The organism is Paenibacillus sp. MMO-177 (assembly GCF_037147795.1).
Lineage (GTDB): Bacteria > Bacillota > Bacilli > Paenibacillales > Paenibacillaceae > Pristimantibacillus.
Genome location: NZ_JBBCUR010000003.1, coordinates 657,096 through 675,065, shown reverse-complemented (window position 1 = coordinate 675,065; position 17,970 = coordinate 657,096). Strand labels below are relative to the sequence as shown.

Sequence of the window (17,970 nt, the reverse complement as noted above, 5' to 3'; positions counted from 1 at the left end):
GGTTTGAAGAGCATTATCAAGTTTTCGCTGAATAACAAATTTGCTTTATGGATCATGACGGTTATCGTCCTGTTCGCGGGCATGTACTCCGGTCTGAACATGAAGATGGAGACATTGCCGGACATTACGGTCCCAATCGTTAGCGTAACAACGGTTCTGCCCGGCGCGGCTCCTGAAGAAGTCATGGATAAAGTAACGAAGCCTATCGAGCAGCAGACGCGGAATATGGAAGGGGTAGACAGCGTCAGCTCGACTTCCTTCGAGAATGCATCGTCGGTCATCATTCAATATAAATTCGGTACCGATATGGAAAAGGCGGAAAGCGAGGTGAAAAGCCTGCTTGCCGACCTCAAGTTGCCGGAAGGAGCTCAAGCTCCGGACGTATCCCGGATCAGCCTGAATGCCTTCCCGGTCATTTCGCTTAGCTTCGCAAACGACAAGCAAAATCTGGCGCAGCTGACCGATCTGGTCAACTCCAGCATTTTGCCTGAGCTGCAAGGCATTTCGGGGGTTGCGGATGTACAGATCTCCGGACAAAACGTGATGCAAGGCCAGCTTGCATTCGATCAAGCGAAGCTTGCGCAGCTTGGCCTGACGCAAGACGCCGTGAAAGGCATCATTCAAGCCTCTGCGATGAAAGCTCCTCTTGGGATCTTTGAATTCGGCGATTCCGAGAAAGCGGTTGTTGTTGACGGCAACGTCACAACGGAAGAAGACCTGAACAACCTCATTCTGATGCCAAACGTAAAGCTTAGCGATGTAGCGAAGCTGACGGTTGAAGGCAAAGCGGAATCGGTTTCCCGCACGAACGGCAAGGATTCCATCGGCATTAACATCGTAAAAGCGGCGGACGCCAATACGGTTGACGTTGTTAACAAGGTGAAGGATGCCATTAAGTCTATGGAAGAGAAGAACGATGGCCTGACTATCGTTACAACGCTCGACCAAGGCAAACCGATTGAGAAATCGGTTGAAACCATGATCACGAAAGCGGTTATCGGTGCTTTGTTTGCGGTTCTTATTATCATGATCTTCCTGCGCGACATCCGTTCCACGATTATTGCCGTCGTCTCGATCCCGCTGTCGATTCTGATTGCGCTGCTCATCTTGAGCCAGATGGATATTACGCTTAATATTATGACGCTTGGCGCCATGACGATCGCGATCGGGCGGGTTATCGACGATTCGATTGTCGTTATCGAGAACGTCTACCGCCGTATGGCGCTTAAAGGCGAGAGGCTGAAGGGTAAAGAGCTTATTCTGGACGCGACACGCGAAATGTTCGTTCCCATCATGTCCTCGACCATTGTAACGATTGCCGTATTCCTGCCGCTGTCGTTTGTATCCGGCATGGTTGGCGAGATCTTCACGCCGTTTGCCTTGACCGTCGTATTCGCTTTGCTCGCATCTCTGCTTGTCGCGATTACGGTCGTACCGATGCTGGCCCATATGATGTTCAAGAACGGCATCAAGGAAGGCAAGGCGGTAGACCATGACAAGCACGGCCGCTTGGCAACCTGGTACAAAGGCGTTCTGGCATGGTCCCTTAACCATAAAGTCATTACTTCCGTCATTGCGATTGTTCTGCTTGTCGGCAGTCTCTCGCTTACTCCGCTGATCGGCATGAGCTTCCTGCCGGGAGACGAGCAGAAGTCGATGATCGTAACGTACAACCCGGCTCCGGGCGAAACGAAGGAGCAGGTTGAGCAAATGGCGCTGGATGCGGAAAAAGAGCTGATGAAGCGCGAAGGCATTGATGTCGTGCAATACGCGGTTGGCGGCCAGAATCCGATGAATCCCGGCGCATCGAAGCAAGCCTTGTTTAACCTGACGTACAAAGAAGATACGAAGAACTTCTCCGAGGAGAAGGATCGGATCGTTCCGCTTCTTCAGAAGCTGGGCGGCAAAGGCGAATGGAAAGAGCAGAACTTTGGCGCAAGCGGCGGTGTAGGCGGCTCGACAATCTCCATGGTCGTATACGGACCGGATATGGATTCGCTTGATCCGGTTGTTTCCGATCTGATGAGCAAGCTGAAAGAAAATAAAGATCTGGAGAAAGTAGATTCCAGCCTCTCCGAACGTTACGACCAATACCGCCTTGTAGCGAATCAAGAGAAGCTCAGCCAATACGGTTTGACTGCCGGTCAAGTGGCCATGGCGCTTAGCCCGGTCAGAGACAATCCGGTATTGACTACGATCAAGAAAGACAATGAAGACGTCAAGGTATACGTGAAGGTGGATGCAAGGACGTACAACAACAAATCCGATCTGGAAAACGTAATGCTCAAATCGCCTATAACCGGCGCTGAGGTTGCGCTGAAGGACGTAGTCACCATAGAAGAAGGCAAGTCGCCGAATACGATCACTCGTCTAGACGACCGCATCAATGCGGAGGTAACGGCTGACGTGGTTACTTCCAATGTCAGCGCGGTATCCTCGGATCTGCAGAAAATGATTGACGGCATGAAATTGCCTGCAGGCGTTGAGATTAAAATGGGCGGCGTAACGGAAGACATGCAAAAATCGTTTACGCAGCTTGGCCTTGCGATGCTTGCCGCTATCGCTGTTGTATACCTGGTGCTTGTTATTACATTCGGCGGCGCGCTTACTCCGTTCGCTATCCTGTTCTCGCTGCCGTTCACCGTTATCGGTGCATTGGTTGGCTTGTGGATTGCAGGGGAGACAATCAGCGTCACGGCTCTTATCGGTATGCTGATGCTTATCGGTATCGTTGTAACGAATGCGATCGTACTCGTAGACCGCGTAATTCAGAAGCAAAAAGAAGGCTTGTCCGTTCGCGAAGCGCTGCTTGAGGCAGCGGGTACGCGTCTGCGTCCAATCCTGATGACCGCCATTGCGACGGTTGGCGCGCTCCTGCCGCTGGCGTTTGGTTTCGAATCGGGCGGTCTCATCTCGAAAGGGATGGCGATCACCGTTATCGGCGGTCTGATCAGCTCGACGCTGTTGACTCTAATCTTCGTACCGATGGTATTTGAATTGTTCAACCGCAAGAAAAAAGCAAAAGCTATTGCAGAATAATTAGTCAAAATAAAAACGGCTTCTTCGAACCATTATGGTCGAAGAAGCCGTTTTTTGTTCCGCTCAGCGGAGGTTATTTCGAGTCGGGCGTGACTTTTGCGCGTTTGTTTCAACCATTTACAAGTTGATCAAGAAACAAACCGCAAGGAACGCCCGACTTAACCGGAGCGCGAAATAACCGGAGCTAATACTTCACGCCCTCAGAATAATTGTTTCCTGCATTCCATAACAGGTACTCGTCAACTCCTGCATCGTGAAGGGCTTTGATCTGGGCTTCCACCTCGGCCGGGCCATACTTGATGTAATGGCCTTTGCCCAGCCAGCTGGCGGTGAAATCCTGGATCCAAGGCCGAATGATCGGCTTGTTGTCTCCGATCGGATCGAGCTTTTTGTGCGTATCCTTCATCGCCCCGGCAATGGTCGCGTACGGACTTTTGTCCGGGTCCTGCTGATCGAACCAGCCCGTGCCGTAATGGCTTGGATAGATCATGGGCGAGATCACATGCACATCGCTGGATATCTTTACGAAATCCTGGCCGATGCCTTCGGCGGCTGGCACGGAAGCGGCATAACCGAATATATCGACGGAGACGCGGACGCCTAGAGGCTCAAGCTGTTCCCGGGCGTATTTCACGAACCCTGCAACAGCGTCTACTCGGCTCTGATCGGTTTTGGTGAAGGTTAGCGAATCCGCCTTCTTCTCGAAGCCTTCCGGGAAACGAACGTAGTCGAATTGGATTTCTTTGAAGCCTAACTTGACGGCTTCCTTGGCAACCGCGACATTATAGTCCCACACTTCTGGCATATACGGATTAACGAAGCTGTCTCCTTTGCCGTTTGCCCATAAGGAACCGTCCGCGTGGCGGTAAGAGAGCTCGGGATGCTTTTTCGCCAGGACCGTATCCTTGAATACGACAATCCGGGCGATCGGATAAACCTTATGCGCCTTAAGCTTGGCCATCAGGGCTTGAATGTCCGGGATATACTTCTGCGTGGTGCCGAGCTTCAGCAGCTCTGGCGTTTGCGTCGGATATGTTATGTATCCGTTATCATCTTTAATGTCGATGACCATGCTGTTGAGCTCCGTATCGTCCATAAGCTTCAGCAGCGTGTTCAGACGCGATCCGCCGGCGCTGTGAGCCGTTGCATACACACCCTTGACGGTTGGGGCATCCGGTTGAGGATCGGCCTTTACGCCGTCTTTGATCGCCTCTGGCGTAGCGGCGCCCATTGCGGGGACGGCCTGAATAATCGTTTTTCCTGCAGCTGCGTTGAAAAGAGAGGCAGCGAGCTGTTTCGAGGCGGCATTTTCTTCTCCGGTTCCCGTAACAAGATGGTACAAAAGCATCAGCGTCGAAAAGATAATGTCCATAATTATGCCCTCTCCTCGTTAGCGTTTTCATTCAAATTATAAAGCAGAAGAAGGAATCGTGGCATTATTTTTTTCGGCCCGGCCCCTTTCTAAGCAGGCAATTGTTTCATGTATGCGGCATACAAAAAAAGCCTGCCGGCACGAAGCCGACAGGCTAAACTTTCTGGATTTTATACCCCATTATGTCATTGCAGTAAAGCTTGTATTTGATGCTCGCAAATGCTGTGCTGTACAATTTCCCTTGCATCTTCCGGTTCCAGAACGGCTAATCCATCCCGCAGCACGATATTGATCGCAAGCTCGCGCTTCGTGAGGAAAGAACTTAGCTCGGGTACCAGCTTTTCCACAATCTGTGACAATGTGACTGTTTCCATATCCACCTGAGCATCACCCTTTCATCATAGGTTCAGGGCAAATCATATGGCAAGAAAACAAACTTAACGGGATAACCACATTATAACAGGATAAAATGCAAAAACATAGGGATATGTATATGATTCCATGTTTGTCTATTATTCTTGGACTAATCCTTGGCCCGCCGAAAGTCGCCTATAACCCCAACGGTCTCCACGATATTGACAAAAGCGCGGTTATCGATGGAGGCAATCGTCTTTCGCAGCTCTGCCAGCTCATAACGCGTCCGGACGGTCATCAGCATATCTTGTTCGGCGGAAGTGAAGGCGCCTCTGGTCTTGATAATCGTAATGCCGCGAGGGTGGGTGAGCAGCTTCGCCAGCATCTCTTCCGTCTTGGTCGTAATAATAAAGGCCGTTACTTTAATATGCCGGACATGGATGACGTCGACCACTTTCCCCGCGATATAGATGGACAGCAGGGAATAAAGCGCCAGATTCCAATCCTGCGTATAAAGGACAAGCGCCGCGATAACAAGACCGTTCAGGGTGAAAATAATGGAACCGACGGGCAAGTCCCTTTTTCGTGTTATAATGGATGCGATGATGTCAAATCCCCCGGAGGAGCCGCCGTACCGAAGCGTCATACCGGTGCCGATGCCAAGTATTATGCCGCCGAAGACAGAGCCTAACAAGATATCTTTGGCAATGGCTGCGACAGGAATGAGCTGGAGAAATAAAGTTGAGGCCAGCACGGTGTACATGCTCCAAATGATAAATCGCCTTCCCACAATAAACCAGCCCCAGACGAGAACCGGAACATTAAGCACCAAATACAGCCAGCCGATATTTCCGCCCGTAATATAGCCAATCATCATGGCTACGCCGGACAGACCGCCGCTAAGCAGTTGGTGGGGGATCAGGAACAAATTAAAGGCTCCAGCGATAAGCAAAGCGCCTATAGTCATCACAACAGCGGTAACCGCGGGTTTAAAAATCCATTTGTTCATTTTTGGTTATCTCCGTGATTGAATTCGCTGAGAATCAGCGGTTGTTAATCTATGGTAGTATGGCTTTTTGCCCATTGCTGGTATTCGTAAGTTGTTATGTGCTATAATGGTTTGGATATTTTTTAGTAGGCTGCAGATAAAAGGAGTATGAGAAAAGTTTGAAAACATTTGCTGAATTTGGCCTGGAACCGAAAGTGTTGCAGGCAATTACGGAGCTTGGATTTGAGGAATCTACCCCAATCCAAGACAAATCGATCCCAATTGCAATGGCGGGGAGCGATATGATTGGTCAAGCACAGACTGGTACAGGCAAAACGGCTGCATTCGGAATCCCGCTTATCAACAAGATTTCGATTAACGAAGAACGTATCGTTGCATTGATTATGACGCCGACCCGTGAGCTTGCGATCCAAGTAGCAGACGAGATCGGGAAGCTGACTAAATACAAAGGTCTTCGTTCACTGCCGATCTATGGCGGACAAGAAATCGGTCGCCAGATCCGCGCGCTGAAAAAGAAGCCGCAAATTATTATCGGTACACCGGGCCGTTTGCTCGACCACATTAACCGCAAGACGATTAAGCTTGAGGATGTAAAAACCGTTGTTCTTGACGAAGCGGACGAAATGCTGGACATGGGCTTCATGGAGGATATCCAATCCATCCTGAAGCAAGTACCGGAAGAGCGCCAAACGCTGCTGTTCTCGGCAACCATGCCTCCGAACATTCAGAAGCTGGCACAGCAATTCCTGAAAAATCCCGAGCATGTGGCAGTTGTCTCAAAACAAGTTACGGCACCAACGATTCAACAAAACTATTTCGAAGTGCATGAGCGTCAAAAATTCGAAGCGCTTTGCCGCCTGCTCGACATGGAATCGCCTGAACTGGCCATTATTTTCGGTCGTACGAAACGTCGTGTCGATGAACTCAGCGAAGGTCTGCAAAAACGCGGATATACGGCTGACGGCCTTCATGGTGACCTGTCTCAGAACCAGCGCGACAACGTTATGCGCAAATTCCGCGATGGCAGCATCGATGTTCTCGTGGCAACCGACGTTGCGGCTCGTGGTCTCGACGTATCGGGCGTAACCCACGTTATCAACTTCGACCTTCCGCAAGACCCTGAGAGCTACGTTCACCGGATCGGTCGTACAGGCCGTGCCGGCAAAGAAGGCTCCGCTTATTCGTTCGTTACCCCTCGCGAAGTGGATCATCTTCACTTCATCGAGAAGGTTACGCGTCAACGCATCAGCAAGAAGCCTCTTCCTAGCCTGGCGGAAGCGATTGAAGGCAAGCAACGCCTTACGGCTGAGCGCGTACTCGAAGTGCTTCAGAATGAAGATTTCACCGAGTACAAAGGCATCGCCATTCAATTGCTGGAGCAATATGATTCCGTGCATTTGATGGCAGCGGCTCTGAAGCTGCTTACCGGCGAGAAGAAAGACGTTAACGTTGAGCTGACGCCGGAAGAACCGCTTCGCGCGAAAAAACGCAAGCCGGATATCCGTTCGAATGGCCGTCGTTTCTCCGGCGGATCGTTTGGCGGCGGCAACCGCGGAGGTCAAGGCGGCGGCGGTGGATACCGTGGCCGTGACGACAGACGCGGCAACGGCGGCGGCGGATCCCGCGGCAGCTATGAAAACCGTAACCGCGACAACAACGGCGGAGGACGCGGACGCAGCGGCGAAGGCCGCAGCAGCAGCAGCGAACCGCGCCGTCCGAAATATTCGTCTGAAGACTTCGTAAACAACTAAGGTATGTAAATCAGGGGAAGTCCGTGATGCCTAACGGGCATCCGGGCTTCCCCTTTTTTCATAATCATTCTATTAGGGTAGGGGCGAATCAAATGGAACCAAAAGGCCTTGTTGGCGGTTTGTATCGGATTTCCGAATGGATAATGCGTCTAGCGGTCATTAACATCTTATGGCTGGTATGTTCGATTCCGTTTGTATTTATCGCTTGGAGCGGACTTCTTGCAGCCCCGGCGAATGCATCTGATTCTGCGATTACAAGTCAGGTGTATGCTACATTAATTATGATGGCGGTCATTGCGCCATTCACCTTGTTCCCGGCTACGGCAGCCATGTTTACGATTGCGCGCAAATGGGTGATGGGCGAAGTCGATGTACCTATGTTCAAAACGTTCTTCCGCGGTTACAAAGAGAACTATTTGCAAAGTATGGTTGGCGGCATTTTCTACTCGCTTATACTTGGCATCATGATTATTGATTTTATTGTTTACCAGGATAAATTCAATTTGTTCTCGTATTTGTACCTGGCGATCTGCCTGCTTCTCGTTGTTTCCTTATTCAACTTCTTCTCGATGCTTGTGCACTATCATATGAAAACGTTTCAATTGCTGAAAAACGCGATTCTGATTACGATCGGACGTCCGATCCGTTCGTTCTCGACGGCGATTATGGCCGCGGCGGTGATGTACTTCAGCACGCAATATACGTTCCTTATTCCGTTCTTCATGGGTAGTGTCATTGCTTATCTGTCGTTCTGGAATTTCCACTTGATCTACCGCAAGCTTCAGGATCAGATGGAGAATGAGAAGAAGAAGGCAGCGGAAGAGCAGGAGAACGAGCTTGCGGAGCTTACGGATTCGGAGAGAGACCGGAACCAGTAATTGCAAGCAGAGCGAAGTTTACTTTTGCCGGATTTACGTCTATAATAGCAATACATCCTGCGATGTTCGTTTCGGCTTTTCGTTGTTTTGAACCAATGGCTGTTTCTAGGGAGACCAACATTGAAACGCGGCTGACAAGCCCTCTAAAGGGGATCTCAAAAACGTTTCTGCGGACACCCACCTGCGAGAGCGGGTTCAGAAGCATGTAAGTCGGACGGCATTCGCGGGTTTTTTCTTGCCATTATAGTGACCGGCAGTTCCTTGGTTATCCTTGCTGGATGATCAAGGAACTGCTTTTGTATGTTGAAACCTGTTTATGGACTTTTTTCATGCATATAAACATGCTACAATTATAATGATGTACATAGATGCTAGAGGGGGAGATCATCGTTGTTGAAGCGCACTCTAATCGGACTGCTTCGCAGTCACGAAGCGACGGGCGATAAAGCTAAAGACCCACTGCTCAAATCACATATTTATAAGCTTTCGAAGGAAAAAGCATGGGAGGAAGTTCTGTCCACCCTGAAAAAGATGCAGGGCTACAAGCTGCTCCACGAAGTGAAGTCAGTTGGGGAGATTGTCCTGGAGAAACGTACGATGACGGGGCGTACAATGGATATTACGGTAACCGTTATTGGCGTGAATCCCGTTACCTCGGCAGTTGATATTTATTCCGCTTCCAAAGGCTCACTCGGCGATCTTGGCTCCAATTACCGGGTTATTCTTGATATTTACCGGACGCTGGACAAGAAGCTTGCAGCTTTTAAAGCATAAGAAGGAATCACATAATAAATAAAAAAGCGAGGAAGGTAAGCCTTCACTCGCTTTATTTACGCGTAAATTATACGAGAGCTTTAACCGCGTTGATCGCTTGCTCGTAGTTTGGATGTTCCGTCATTTCGGACAGATATTCGACGTATTGTACTTTATCGTTTGCGTCGATAACGAAGATGGAGCGCATATCGAGACCGAATTCTTTTATGTACACGCCGTAAGCTTGACCGAAGTCATGCGATTTGAAGTCCGACAGCATAACGACTTTGTCTACGCCTGCCGCACCGCACCAGCGGGATTGCGCGAAAGGAGTGTCAACGCTTACTGTCAGCACGATTACGTTGTCGCCAAGCGAAGCGGCTTCTTCGTTGAAACGACGCGTTTGCGCATCGCATACGCCTGTATCGATCGAAGGAACAACGCTGATCAATTTTACTTTACCTGCGAAATCTTTTAAGGATACGGAGTCAACAAGCGATTTGTTGATTGTGAAATCCGGAGCTTGATCTCCAACTTTTACTTCCGGTCCGATTAATGTAATAGGATTGCCTTTAAATGCGGCAACGCCAGTGCGTTCTTGTGACATAATGGATATGTCCTCCTTCTCACGTTTAAGGTTTGTAACAGGTTATATTATAAGCTTTATGAATCGGCGTTGTCCAATGGTTGGAAGGAGTGATGAGTAATGATTTTTTTAAGATACGAAAGCTTTCGGGGTTATTTGCGCGCCTTTCCGGTTACTTCCGTGATCATTGCGCTTAATCTCATTTATTTTATTGTAATCGCCGTGACGGGGGATATTAACGACAATTATCATTTAATGCGGTCAGGCGGGTTTGTCAGCAATATGCAGGACAATCCTTATGGGTTAAAGGAACCATGGCGGATTATAACCTCGATGTTCATGCATTCAAGCTTTCAGCATATTTTCTTTAATATGTTTTCGATCCTTGTATTTGCGCCGCCGCTGGAGCGGTTGTTAAAGCCGGTGAAATATGCCGTGTTTTATCTATTATGCGGAATAATCGCGAATTTGTTGACCGGAGCGGTGCATGGTCTGTTTGGGGATGAACGGACGATATATTTGTCTACCGGGGCTTCCGGAGCGATATACGGGGTTTTTGGAGCGTTTCTCTATATTGCCATCTTCCGCAAAGCATGGCTTGACCAGGGCTCGAGAAAAACGGTTTACACGATTCTTGGCTTTGGTCTGGTCTTCTCGGTTATTGTGCCTAGCGTGAGCCTGCTTGGGCATGTTGGAGGAGGAGTTGCAGGATTTTTGCTTTACGGCTTATTGGACCGCGCTATGACGAAGAGACGGCGCGTGAATTAGAATCAGGATGTACGGGAGAGATTGGAGACATTATGGAACTACGACAGCTTTATTACTTTGTGAAGGTTGCCAAAAAAGAACATGTGACGCAAGCGGCTGAAGAGCTGCATGTTGCGCAATCTGCGGTCAGCCGTCAAATCCATCAGCTTGAAGAAGAGCTTGGTGTGAAGCTGTTTTTGCAGAAAGGGCGCAATCTGCAGCTGACGCCGGTAGGTCAGCTGTTTCTTAAACGCGCGGAAGTGATCCTTGACGATTTAGAAAGGGCAGTCGTGGAAATTCACGAATTTATGGATCCGGAGAAAGGGGAAATCCGTCTGGGCTTCCCGCACAGCCTTGGGGTATCGGTTGTTCCCCAAGTGGTCGCGGCCTTCCGCAAGCTTCATCCTAATGTCAAATTTCGATTCCGTCAGGGTATGTACCCTTCCTTGATTCGCGATATGGTAAAAGGCGAGATTGATCTCGCCTTTATCTCGCCTTTTCCGGATGAGCATGAGCAGGTCTGCGGCGAAGTTTTGCTTACTGAAGAGTTGTTTGCCATCCTACCTCCCAACCATCCGCTTGCAGGTGAGCGGGAGATTGATTTGCTGCAGCTGAAAGAGGATACTTTTGTAATGTTCAGTGAAGGCTACTCGCTTCGGCCAATCGTATGGGAAGCCTGCCAGGAGGCCGGATTTACCCCGAAGATCGGCTTTGAGGGAGAGGAGACGGAGACTATTCGCGGTTTGGTTGCAGCCGGAATGGGGGTAAGCCTGCTGCCGGAGATGGCTTTGTATCATGCGGGCGTACTGCAATCGGCGAAGGTTCGAATAAGAACTCCGCAAGTAACGCGGAATATCGGCATCATTCACCGTTCGAACGAGAAGATGCCGCTTGTCGCCAAAGTGTTTCACGGTTTCCTCTTAAGATACTTTAATGGGCTTGAAGGCAAACAGGGAAACAAAGAGACGTAAACGAGAAAAAAAGCTGTCCTATCGTCAGAGTGACGATTGGGACAGCTTTTTTGTTGAATCGTTATGTCGATTAGTCATCATTGTTCGATGAGGTGAAGATCATAATGTACTTAACCAGCTCCAGCAAGGAGATCAGCGCTGCTGCCACATAAGTGAGTGCGGCCGCGTTGAGCACTTTCGCAACGCCGCGTTCTTCTTCGTTCGTAATAAAACCTTCGGCAACCATCAAATCGCGTGCCCGGTTACTTGCGTTGAACTCAACCGGCAAGGTAATGACCTGGAAGGCAACCGCAACGGAGAAGAAAATGATGCCTAGGCCTACAAGGTTCATCGCATGGAACAGGAAGCCGGCAATCAGCAGGAACGGTGCAATGCCGGATGCGATGTTAACGACCGGGAAGATCCGGTGGCGAAGCACCAGCATAGGGTAATGCACTTTGTGCTGAATGGCATGCCCAACCTCATGGCAGGCAACCGCAACAGCGGAAATCGAGCTTTCGTAATAGACAGGTTCGGATAATCTTACAACGCGGTGAATCGGATCGTAGTGGTCCGACAAGGTGCCGCGCACGGGCTCAATCGGAACGTCATGCAAGCCGTTGGCATCCAGCATGCGTCTTGCGGCCTGGTAACCGGTCAAACCGTACGTTGTTTGTACGCCGGCCCAGCGGTTGAACGTTCCTTTGACCCGAAACTGAGCCCAGATGGATAAACCGAAGGCAATCAGGATAAGGAAGTCCATAGGGTGGAAAAACATGTGATCATACCTCCATAAGAGTGGTCAAGGAATGTATCGATGGGACATATGCTTACATAAATGGTCCTTTGTTAATAAGAAGCATTAATGCCTCGATACAGGCTGCGGTTTGCGGCATCAAGCGCGTGTACAACCGATTTGCTTGTCTCGGTTTCAGCTGTTTGATCACCGGCTCCAGCTCCTTCACTTCGCGTTCCAGCTGGGATAGATGATGCTGTAGATCCGTCAGCTTCTGAGACACTTGCTCCTCGGGCGTAACCTTGCTCCAGCCGTCCAAAGCTTCCTTGATTTCGTCTAGCGTATATTTTTCGTTCTTCATTTGTTCGATACGTTTGAGCCGGACTAAAGTTTCATCATGATACAATCGATAATTTTTGGCGGAACGTTCCGACGGTTCTAATAGGCCCATTGAGGTGTAATAATCAATTGTCCGTGGGCTGACACCCGCTAATTTCGCGAGCTCGCCTATGCGATAAAGCTGCGTATCCCCAATCTCTCCACCTTCTTTCTATAATACTGTCCTCTAATCATAATCGGAAACCAACCGTACAGTCAAACGTGTTACATGAATGTACAAATTTCGCCTCTTTATTGAAGGTTCGTAGATTCTGATTCCAAAGTCGTAGATTCAAAATGCGAAGAATATAGAGGGTCTAGAACCAATTCCCTAGCTGATTTGTGAAAAAACTTAACATTCCTTTCGTTTTGAGACACGAACGTTAGATTTTTTTTCTAATTCAGAAGAATATATATTGTCAAATTAGGTGTTCCTGACTATAATGACATTAAGTCTTTCCTAACATGTTAGTAAACATCACATTAAGGGAGTGGTCGTATTGATTAAGAAAATGGTGTTAACTTTAGCTGCATTATGCTTGGTATTCCCGGCAATGGCGTTTGCCGATGACCCAACTGCAGGATCACTTAACATGGGAATTAACTCGCTGTGGGTAATGGTAGCCTTCGTGCTCGTGTTGCTCATGCAAGGCGGTTTTATCCTCTTGGAAACAGGCTCCACCCGAATGAAAAACGCAGGCCACGTTGCCGGCAAGACGATTTTCACGGCAGGGCTTGCGGCATTGATTTACTGGGCAGTTGGTTACGGCTTCGCATTTGGCGCCGACAGCTCGATTAACGGATTTATCGGATTTGGCGATTTCCTGTTCGATCCTTCTATTATTAGCGTAGACGACGGACTTCCTACTACATTGTTCTTCCTGTTCCAATTGGCTTTCGCAGTTGTATCGCTGTCCATCGCTTGGGGCGGCTTCGCGGAACGCGCTAAATTGTCTTCCTACTTTATCTTTACCATTATCTTTATCGGCGTTATCTATCCTATCGTGGCTCACTGGATCTGGGGCGGCGGCTGGCTCGCAAAAGACGGCGCGCAAGACTTCGCGGGTTCGACGGTAGTTCACTTGTCCGGCGCTATTGCCGCATTCGCGGCAACTGTACTTCTGAAACCGCGCATCGGCAAATACAACAAAGACGGCTCCGCTAACGAAATTTCCGGACATAACCAAGTATTTACGGCACTTTCCGTATTGCTGCTTTGGGTTGGCTGGTTCGGCTTCAATGCCGGTTCTACACTTGCAATCGGCGACGGCTTCTTTGGTTATGTAGGCTTTACTACCATGCTGGGTGCAGGCGCCGGCGCAGTAGCAGCCCTTCTGATCTCCTGGGCGGTTAACGGCAAAGCGGACATTACGACTATGCTGAATGGTACTCTTGCCGGTCTCGTTGCAATTACGGCATCTTGCGCATTCGTAGAGCCTTGGGCTGCTGTCGTGATCGGTCTGGTAGCAGGCGTGCTTGTATTCTACAGCGCGAAGTTTTTCGAGAAAATCAAAGTGGACGATCCGATCTATGCTATGTCCGTACACGGCGCTGCTGGTATTTGGGGTACGCTCGCTAACGGTATTTTCGCAACGGACGAATTGGCTACAAAAGTCGGCGTCGGCCAAGGCGGTCTGATCGACACAGGCAGCTGGCACCAATTGGGCGTTCAAGCGCTGTCGGTTCTCGTATGCGGCGCGTTTGTCCTTGCGGCATCGTTCCTGGTTCTTTTCCTCATTAAAGTAACAATCGGCTTCCGCGTAACGGAAGAGCAAGAGATTATCGGTCTTGACCTGAGTGAGCACGGCGCTTATGGTTATCCTGAGCAACTTAAAAAAGGTCAAGGCATCCAAGGTTAAGGCAAGGCTTGTTGGACTGACCTGAGGGGAGAGGCGGCGGATGGGCGATCCGGTACGTGTGCAGCTTCTGAAGCAAATCGGCAAGGCCGATAACGTGAATGTACTGCGCAGTTTGCGGGATCAAGTACACGAGCATATGAAAGGTATCCTCCAGAAGAGTCCGGTCGAACAATTCAACGAACAATTAAATGAGCTGCATGATTCACTCATATGCCGCTCGGTCATACTAGCGGAAGCGGAAATGGCACGGTCGGGGAGGGGTTCTCCCCCCGTGCCTTACGCGTATCTATTGTTCGGCAGCGGAGGACGTCAGGAGCAGACGCTGTCGAGTGATCAGGACAGCGGTATTGTTTTTGAGGATCCCGCAAGCGATTCGGAGGAAACCAGGGCTTATTTTCAGCAATTAACCTCAATCATCGTCTCGATGTTGCACCAGTCCGGTTATCCGCTATGCGAAGGCAATGTGCTGAGCAACAATCCGGAATGGTGCATGTCGTTAACCGAATGGAAGGTCAAGCTGAATGGCTGGTTCGATGAACCGGCTTGGGAAGCCGTTCGGTACTTGTTAATAATGGCAGACGGCCGGTCGGTCTATGGCGATCATCGTCTTGCTTTTGAACTGAGAGATCATTATTTCAATAATGTCATAGAGCATCCGAATATTACGAGACGAATGCTTGATAACACGATCCGCCATAAAGTGCTGCTCGGATTATTCGGTCATTTGCTTAAGGAACAATACGGATCGGATGCGGGCAGTCTGGACATCAAATACGGGGCTTATATTCCCCTTGTAAACGCAATTCGGCTATTGGCTGTTCAAGCGGGTATCCGAGATACGTCAACGCTTTCGCGAATTCGCACGCTTGCTCTTCACGAACAATTGCCATCGGAGGAAGCTGCGGCCTATGAGCAGGCATTCCTTCTCTTTCTCCGGCTTCGGTTAATGACAACGGAGCAGAATGAGGGCGGACTGTACGCCAATAACGGAAAGCTCTCCAGCCGAAGCTTGTCGAGAGAAATGACCGAAGAGCTGAAGAGCGCGCTGAGAACCGGGAAGAAGCTCCAGCGCAAGGTATTTAAACGGACAACGGGAAGGCTCATGTAAGGCGGTGATGAAAGGGAATGAAGGAACCAAAAGGCGTCGGACGGATGTGGAACCTGTATAAAATGGGAGGCTTTACGCCCGCCCTTGCCTCTATGCTTGGCTCGCAGAATGCGCAGCAAATGGCGTTTATCCGTTCCATCAACAAGGAGCAGCGCAAGCAGTCCATGCTGGATACGCCTCTGAAGGAGCTGGACATTGTTGTTTTCGACTTGGAGACGACCGGGTTCTATCCTTCGAATGGCGACGAGATTATTTCATTTGGCGCGGTCCACATGAAGGGTCTTGAGCTAAACGAATCCAGGCAGTTCTATAGTCTAGTCAATCCGAAACGCCGAATTCCAAGGCAAATCATAGATTTGACCGGTATTACGAACGAGATGGTGCTGGATGCACCTGATCTGATGCAGGTTCTTCACGACTTCATGGAGTTTATCGGCAGAAGGCTGCTTATCGCGCATGCCGCGGGACATGATAAGCAGTTTTTGAATGCAGCGTTATGGCGGACATCCAAGGTCAGCTTGAATCACCGGGTATTGGACACCATGCTGGTTGCCAAATGGCTGGAGCCGAAGCGGGCTTCCTATGCGCTTGACGATCTCCTGGAGGACTTTGGAATTCCGATTGCCGAGCGTCACCATGCCTTGCAGGATTCCATGATGACCGCAAAGCTGTGGCAGAAGTTCCTTGTCCGGATTTTAGACCGGAACATTACGACTTTAGGGGACCTGTACGCCTATCTAAGCAAACATTAGAGGAAGAGGGCGGAAGGTCTGTCCATCCATCCGGAAGGGCTGGACGACTGGTGCGGGACCGCCCGGCATCGAAACAATCCAATAAGAGATCAGATCATCGGAGACCGGCAGGCCAAGCCAATCCCGTTTGGAAGGGACAGCCGATGAAGTTGGATGGGAGTGGAAAAAACCGACAAGTGACTGTCGGTTTTTTTGTATGCCGTAATATAAGGATACCCATTCCCCCGGGTGAAAACGGAACGAGCGAACGGGATCCTCGTGTACATTTGTTATGGAATGTATATGAGTAACCGTTGCCGGACTGCTCGAAGTGGCTGCGGCGCCCACAAGGACTCCGCAAGCCTCACGAGGCAGTTCTTGCCGGCAGAACTCAATTAATTGGTTATAGGCAAAATGAGTTATCGCGATGGATGGCATCGGTTTTTTTTATTCCTTTCCTGAAGGATAATGCTCATTATACTAGGTGCAGGAAGGGGTTAGCTAGCCGGATTTGAGGTTTTCTCCGGATGCAGCAGCTTTATTGCGAAGATGAGGGCCGCAATCGCGAGTACAGCGAGCAGAATAAACAACGCGGTTACGGAACGATCGGCAAGCCAGCTGAACAGGGGAGGCCCGGCCGCAACACCAAAAAATCGTAAACTATTGTAAAAGGAAGTTACAATTCCGCGGTGAGAACGGTCTACAGAACCAGTAATCCATGTATTCAAACAAGGAAGAAGCAATCCCGTGCCAACGCTGCTTAATGTAATAAAACCGATAAAAACATAAATGAGCCAATAGCTGAACAAACAACCGATCAGAGCCGCGCTCATAAGCGATAATCCGATCAGAATAAAACGGCGCATTTTTTTGCCGTCTTTTTTAATGTTGTGACCGGTCAAATAAGCCGTAACAACAAGGCCAAGGAGCGGAATCGCCAGAATGCATCCTTTCAAAACCCCGTCTATAGAGTAAGGAGGCTTCTCCAGTATGTCCGACAGGTATACCAGCACGCCGAACAGGAGGAATAATCCTAGAGCGCCGGTACAATAGGAGGTAATGAGCCAACGGCCTTTTTCCTTGAATATCTTTTTCATATCTGACAAATATTGCTTTAGCTTGAGCGGTTCGGATTCCGATTCGGGTTCTTTGATGAAGAACCATACGGCAGCCAGCGATGCGGCGCAAAATACTGGAAACGCAAAAAACGGCGCATACCAGACAATTAGTGCGAGCGAAGCGCCAAGGATCGGGCTGACAACCTTGCCGGCTCCGTTGGAGGCTTCGACAATTCCAAGCGCTTCGCTTTCCTCTCCATCCTTGTACATATCCCCAACCAAAGCCATAGCAATAGGGGCAGTACCGGCCGCGGAAAGGCCTTGTATCACGCGGGCGACAACAAGGAGCCAGTAGGTGCCCCAGATGGCTGCGAAGCCTGCAAGTATCCCTGCAGCCCCATATACGGCAAGCGCAGGGATGATAATGATTTTTCGTCGGAAACGGTCCGACAAATAACCAATCGCTGGTATGAAAATAGCGGCGCTGACCGAAAATAAAGTGATAACAAGGCTGGATTGCAGCTCGGAAATCTCCATCTTTTTAGCAAGATCAGGCAAAATCGGGACAAGCATGGAATTGCCGAGCACCAGGACGAGCGGGACGGAAGCAAAAGCGATATACTGCAGCCATTTGTGTTCGGCCATAAATAAGGAGTCCTCC

Annotated in this window: 17 protein-coding genes and 1 other RNA gene; 10 read left to right on the top strand and 8 right to left on the bottom strand. The window is 49.7% G+C overall.

The genetic code is table 11. From position 1 onward, the window contains the following. Nucleotides 1-3 precede the first annotated feature (3 nt). Nucleotides 4-3,039 (top strand): efflux RND transporter permease subunit, encoded by a 3,036-nt coding sequence (locus WFK81_RS14470; RefSeq protein WP_336787100.1) that lies wholly within the window; start codon nucleotides 4-6, stop codon nucleotides 3,037-3,039. 184 nt (nucleotides 3,040-3,223) lie between these two features. On the opposite strand, the gene WFK81_RS14465 is transcribed toward WFK81_RS14470, so the two are convergent. From WFK81_RS14465 to WFK81_RS14455, 3 genes are all read right to left on the bottom strand, one after another. After that, complete coding sequence (locus WFK81_RS14465) at nucleotides 3,224-4,411, bottom strand: putative glycoside hydrolase (protein ID WP_336787099.1); 1,188 nt, start codon at nucleotides 4,409-4,411, stop codon at nucleotides 3,224-3,226. 185 nt (nucleotides 4,412-4,596) lie between these two features. After that, the gene (locus WFK81_RS14460) at nucleotides 4,597-4,785 is read right to left on the bottom strand and encodes a hypothetical protein (RefSeq protein WP_174806585.1); all 189 of its coding nucleotides are present in this window, start codon (nucleotides 4,783-4,785) and stop codon (nucleotides 4,597-4,599) included. Nucleotides 4,786-4,934: 149 nt separating this feature from the next. Then, nucleotides 4,935-5,774 carry a YitT family protein gene (locus tag WFK81_RS14455; protein ID WP_336787098.1) on the bottom strand — a complete coding sequence of 280 codons (840 nt, stop codon included), beginning with the start codon at nucleotides 5,772-5,774 and terminating at the stop codon, nucleotides 4,935-4,937. A 158-nt stretch (nucleotides 5,775-5,932) separates the two neighbouring features. Here WFK81_RS14455 and WFK81_RS14450 point away from each other — a divergent pair, with 158 nt between their 5' ends. The 4 genes from WFK81_RS14450 to WFK81_RS14435 all read left to right on the top strand — a co-directional run bounded on the left by WFK81_RS14450 (nucleotide 5,933) and on the right by WFK81_RS14435 (nucleotide 9,177). Further along, nucleotides 5,933-7,525, top strand: a complete 1,593-nt coding sequence (locus tag WFK81_RS14450; protein WP_336787097.1) for a DEAD/DEAH box helicase — start codon at nucleotides 5,933-5,935, stop codon at nucleotides 7,523-7,525. Between the two features lie 92 nt (nucleotides 7,526-7,617). Continuing rightward, a complete protein-coding gene (locus tag WFK81_RS14445) occupies nucleotides 7,618-8,403 on the top strand; it encodes a YesL family protein (protein WP_336787096.1) in 786 nt (261 codons plus the stop codon). A gap of 51 nt (nucleotides 8,404-8,454) precedes the next feature. Continuing rightward, a non-coding RNA gene (gene ssrS, locus WFK81_RS14440) (6S RNA) lies at nucleotides 8,455-8,637 on the top strand. 156 nt (nucleotides 8,638-8,793) lie between these two features. Further along, a complete protein-coding gene (locus tag WFK81_RS14435) occupies nucleotides 8,794-9,177 on the top strand; it encodes a DUF1499 domain-containing protein (RefSeq protein WP_336787095.1) in 384 nt (127 codons plus the stop codon). 67 nt (nucleotides 9,178-9,244) lie between these two features. Here the strand turns inward: WFK81_RS14435 and tpx are convergent, their stop codons facing one another. After that, nucleotides 9,245-9,763: a thiol peroxidase gene (tpx, locus tag WFK81_RS14430; protein WP_336771633.1), complete on the bottom strand. Its 519-nt coding sequence runs from the start codon at nucleotides 9,761-9,763 to the stop codon at nucleotides 9,245-9,247. A gap of 99 nt (nucleotides 9,764-9,862) precedes the next feature. Between tpx and WFK81_RS14425 the strand changes: the two genes are divergently transcribed. Then, entirely contained in the window at nucleotides 9,863-10,510 is a 648-nt protein-coding gene (locus WFK81_RS14425; RefSeq protein WP_336787094.1) for a rhomboid family intramembrane serine protease, read from the top strand. Between the two features lie 32 nt (nucleotides 10,511-10,542). Beyond that, a complete protein-coding gene (locus tag WFK81_RS14420; protein ID WP_336787093.1) occupies nucleotides 10,543-11,460 on the top strand; it encodes a LysR family transcriptional regulator in 918 nt (305 codons plus the stop codon). A 70-nt stretch (nucleotides 11,461-11,530) separates the two neighbouring features. Here the strand turns inward: WFK81_RS14420 and WFK81_RS14415 are convergent, their stop codons facing one another. Both WFK81_RS14415 and WFK81_RS14410 read right to left on the bottom strand, forming a co-directional pair. Next, on the bottom strand, nucleotides 11,531-12,217 hold the full coding sequence (locus WFK81_RS14415) for a zinc metallopeptidase (RefSeq protein ID WP_015843741.1): 687 nt from the start codon (nucleotides 12,215-12,217) through the stop codon (nucleotides 11,531-11,533). Between the two features lie 52 nt (nucleotides 12,218-12,269). Beyond that, entirely contained in the window at nucleotides 12,270-12,710 is a 441-nt protein-coding gene (locus tag WFK81_RS14410; protein ID WP_336787325.1) for a MerR family transcriptional regulator, read from the bottom strand. A 343-nt stretch (nucleotides 12,711-13,053) separates the two neighbouring features. Here WFK81_RS14410 and WFK81_RS14405 point away from each other — a divergent pair, with 343 nt between their 5' ends. The 3 genes from WFK81_RS14405 to WFK81_RS14395 are packed head-to-tail and all read left to right on the top strand — an operon-like array spanning nucleotide 13,054 to nucleotide 16,272. Then, nucleotides 13,054-14,412, top strand: coding sequence for an ammonium transporter (locus WFK81_RS14405; protein WP_336787092.1), 1,359 nt, complete (start codon nucleotides 13,054-13,056; stop codon nucleotides 14,410-14,412). Between the two features lie 40 nt (nucleotides 14,413-14,452). After that, a complete protein-coding gene (locus WFK81_RS14400) occupies nucleotides 14,453-15,520 on the top strand; it encodes a DUF294 nucleotidyltransferase-like domain-containing protein (protein ID WP_336787091.1) in 1,068 nt (355 codons plus the stop codon). A gap of 17 nt (nucleotides 15,521-15,537) precedes the next feature. Continuing rightward, nucleotides 15,538-16,272, top strand: a complete 735-nt coding sequence (locus tag WFK81_RS14395; protein WP_336787090.1) for a 3'-5' exonuclease — start codon at nucleotides 15,538-15,540, stop codon at nucleotides 16,270-16,272. Here the strand turns inward: WFK81_RS14395 and WFK81_RS14390 are convergent. Together WFK81_RS14390 and WFK81_RS14385 are read right to left on the bottom strand one after the other, a co-directional pair. Further along, nucleotides 16,258-16,689 (bottom strand): M67 family metallopeptidase, encoded by a 432-nt coding sequence (locus WFK81_RS14390; protein ID WP_336787089.1) that lies wholly within the window; start codon nucleotides 16,687-16,689, stop codon nucleotides 16,258-16,260. The two genes, WFK81_RS14395 and WFK81_RS14390, sit on opposite strands and share 15 nt — an antisense overlap. A gap of 59 nt (nucleotides 16,690-16,748) precedes the next feature. Beyond that, complete coding sequence (locus tag WFK81_RS14385) at nucleotides 16,749-17,954, bottom strand: MFS transporter (protein ID WP_336787088.1); 1,206 nt, start codon at nucleotides 17,952-17,954, stop codon at nucleotides 16,749-16,751. Between the last annotated feature and the right edge of the window lie 16 nt (nucleotides 17,955-17,970).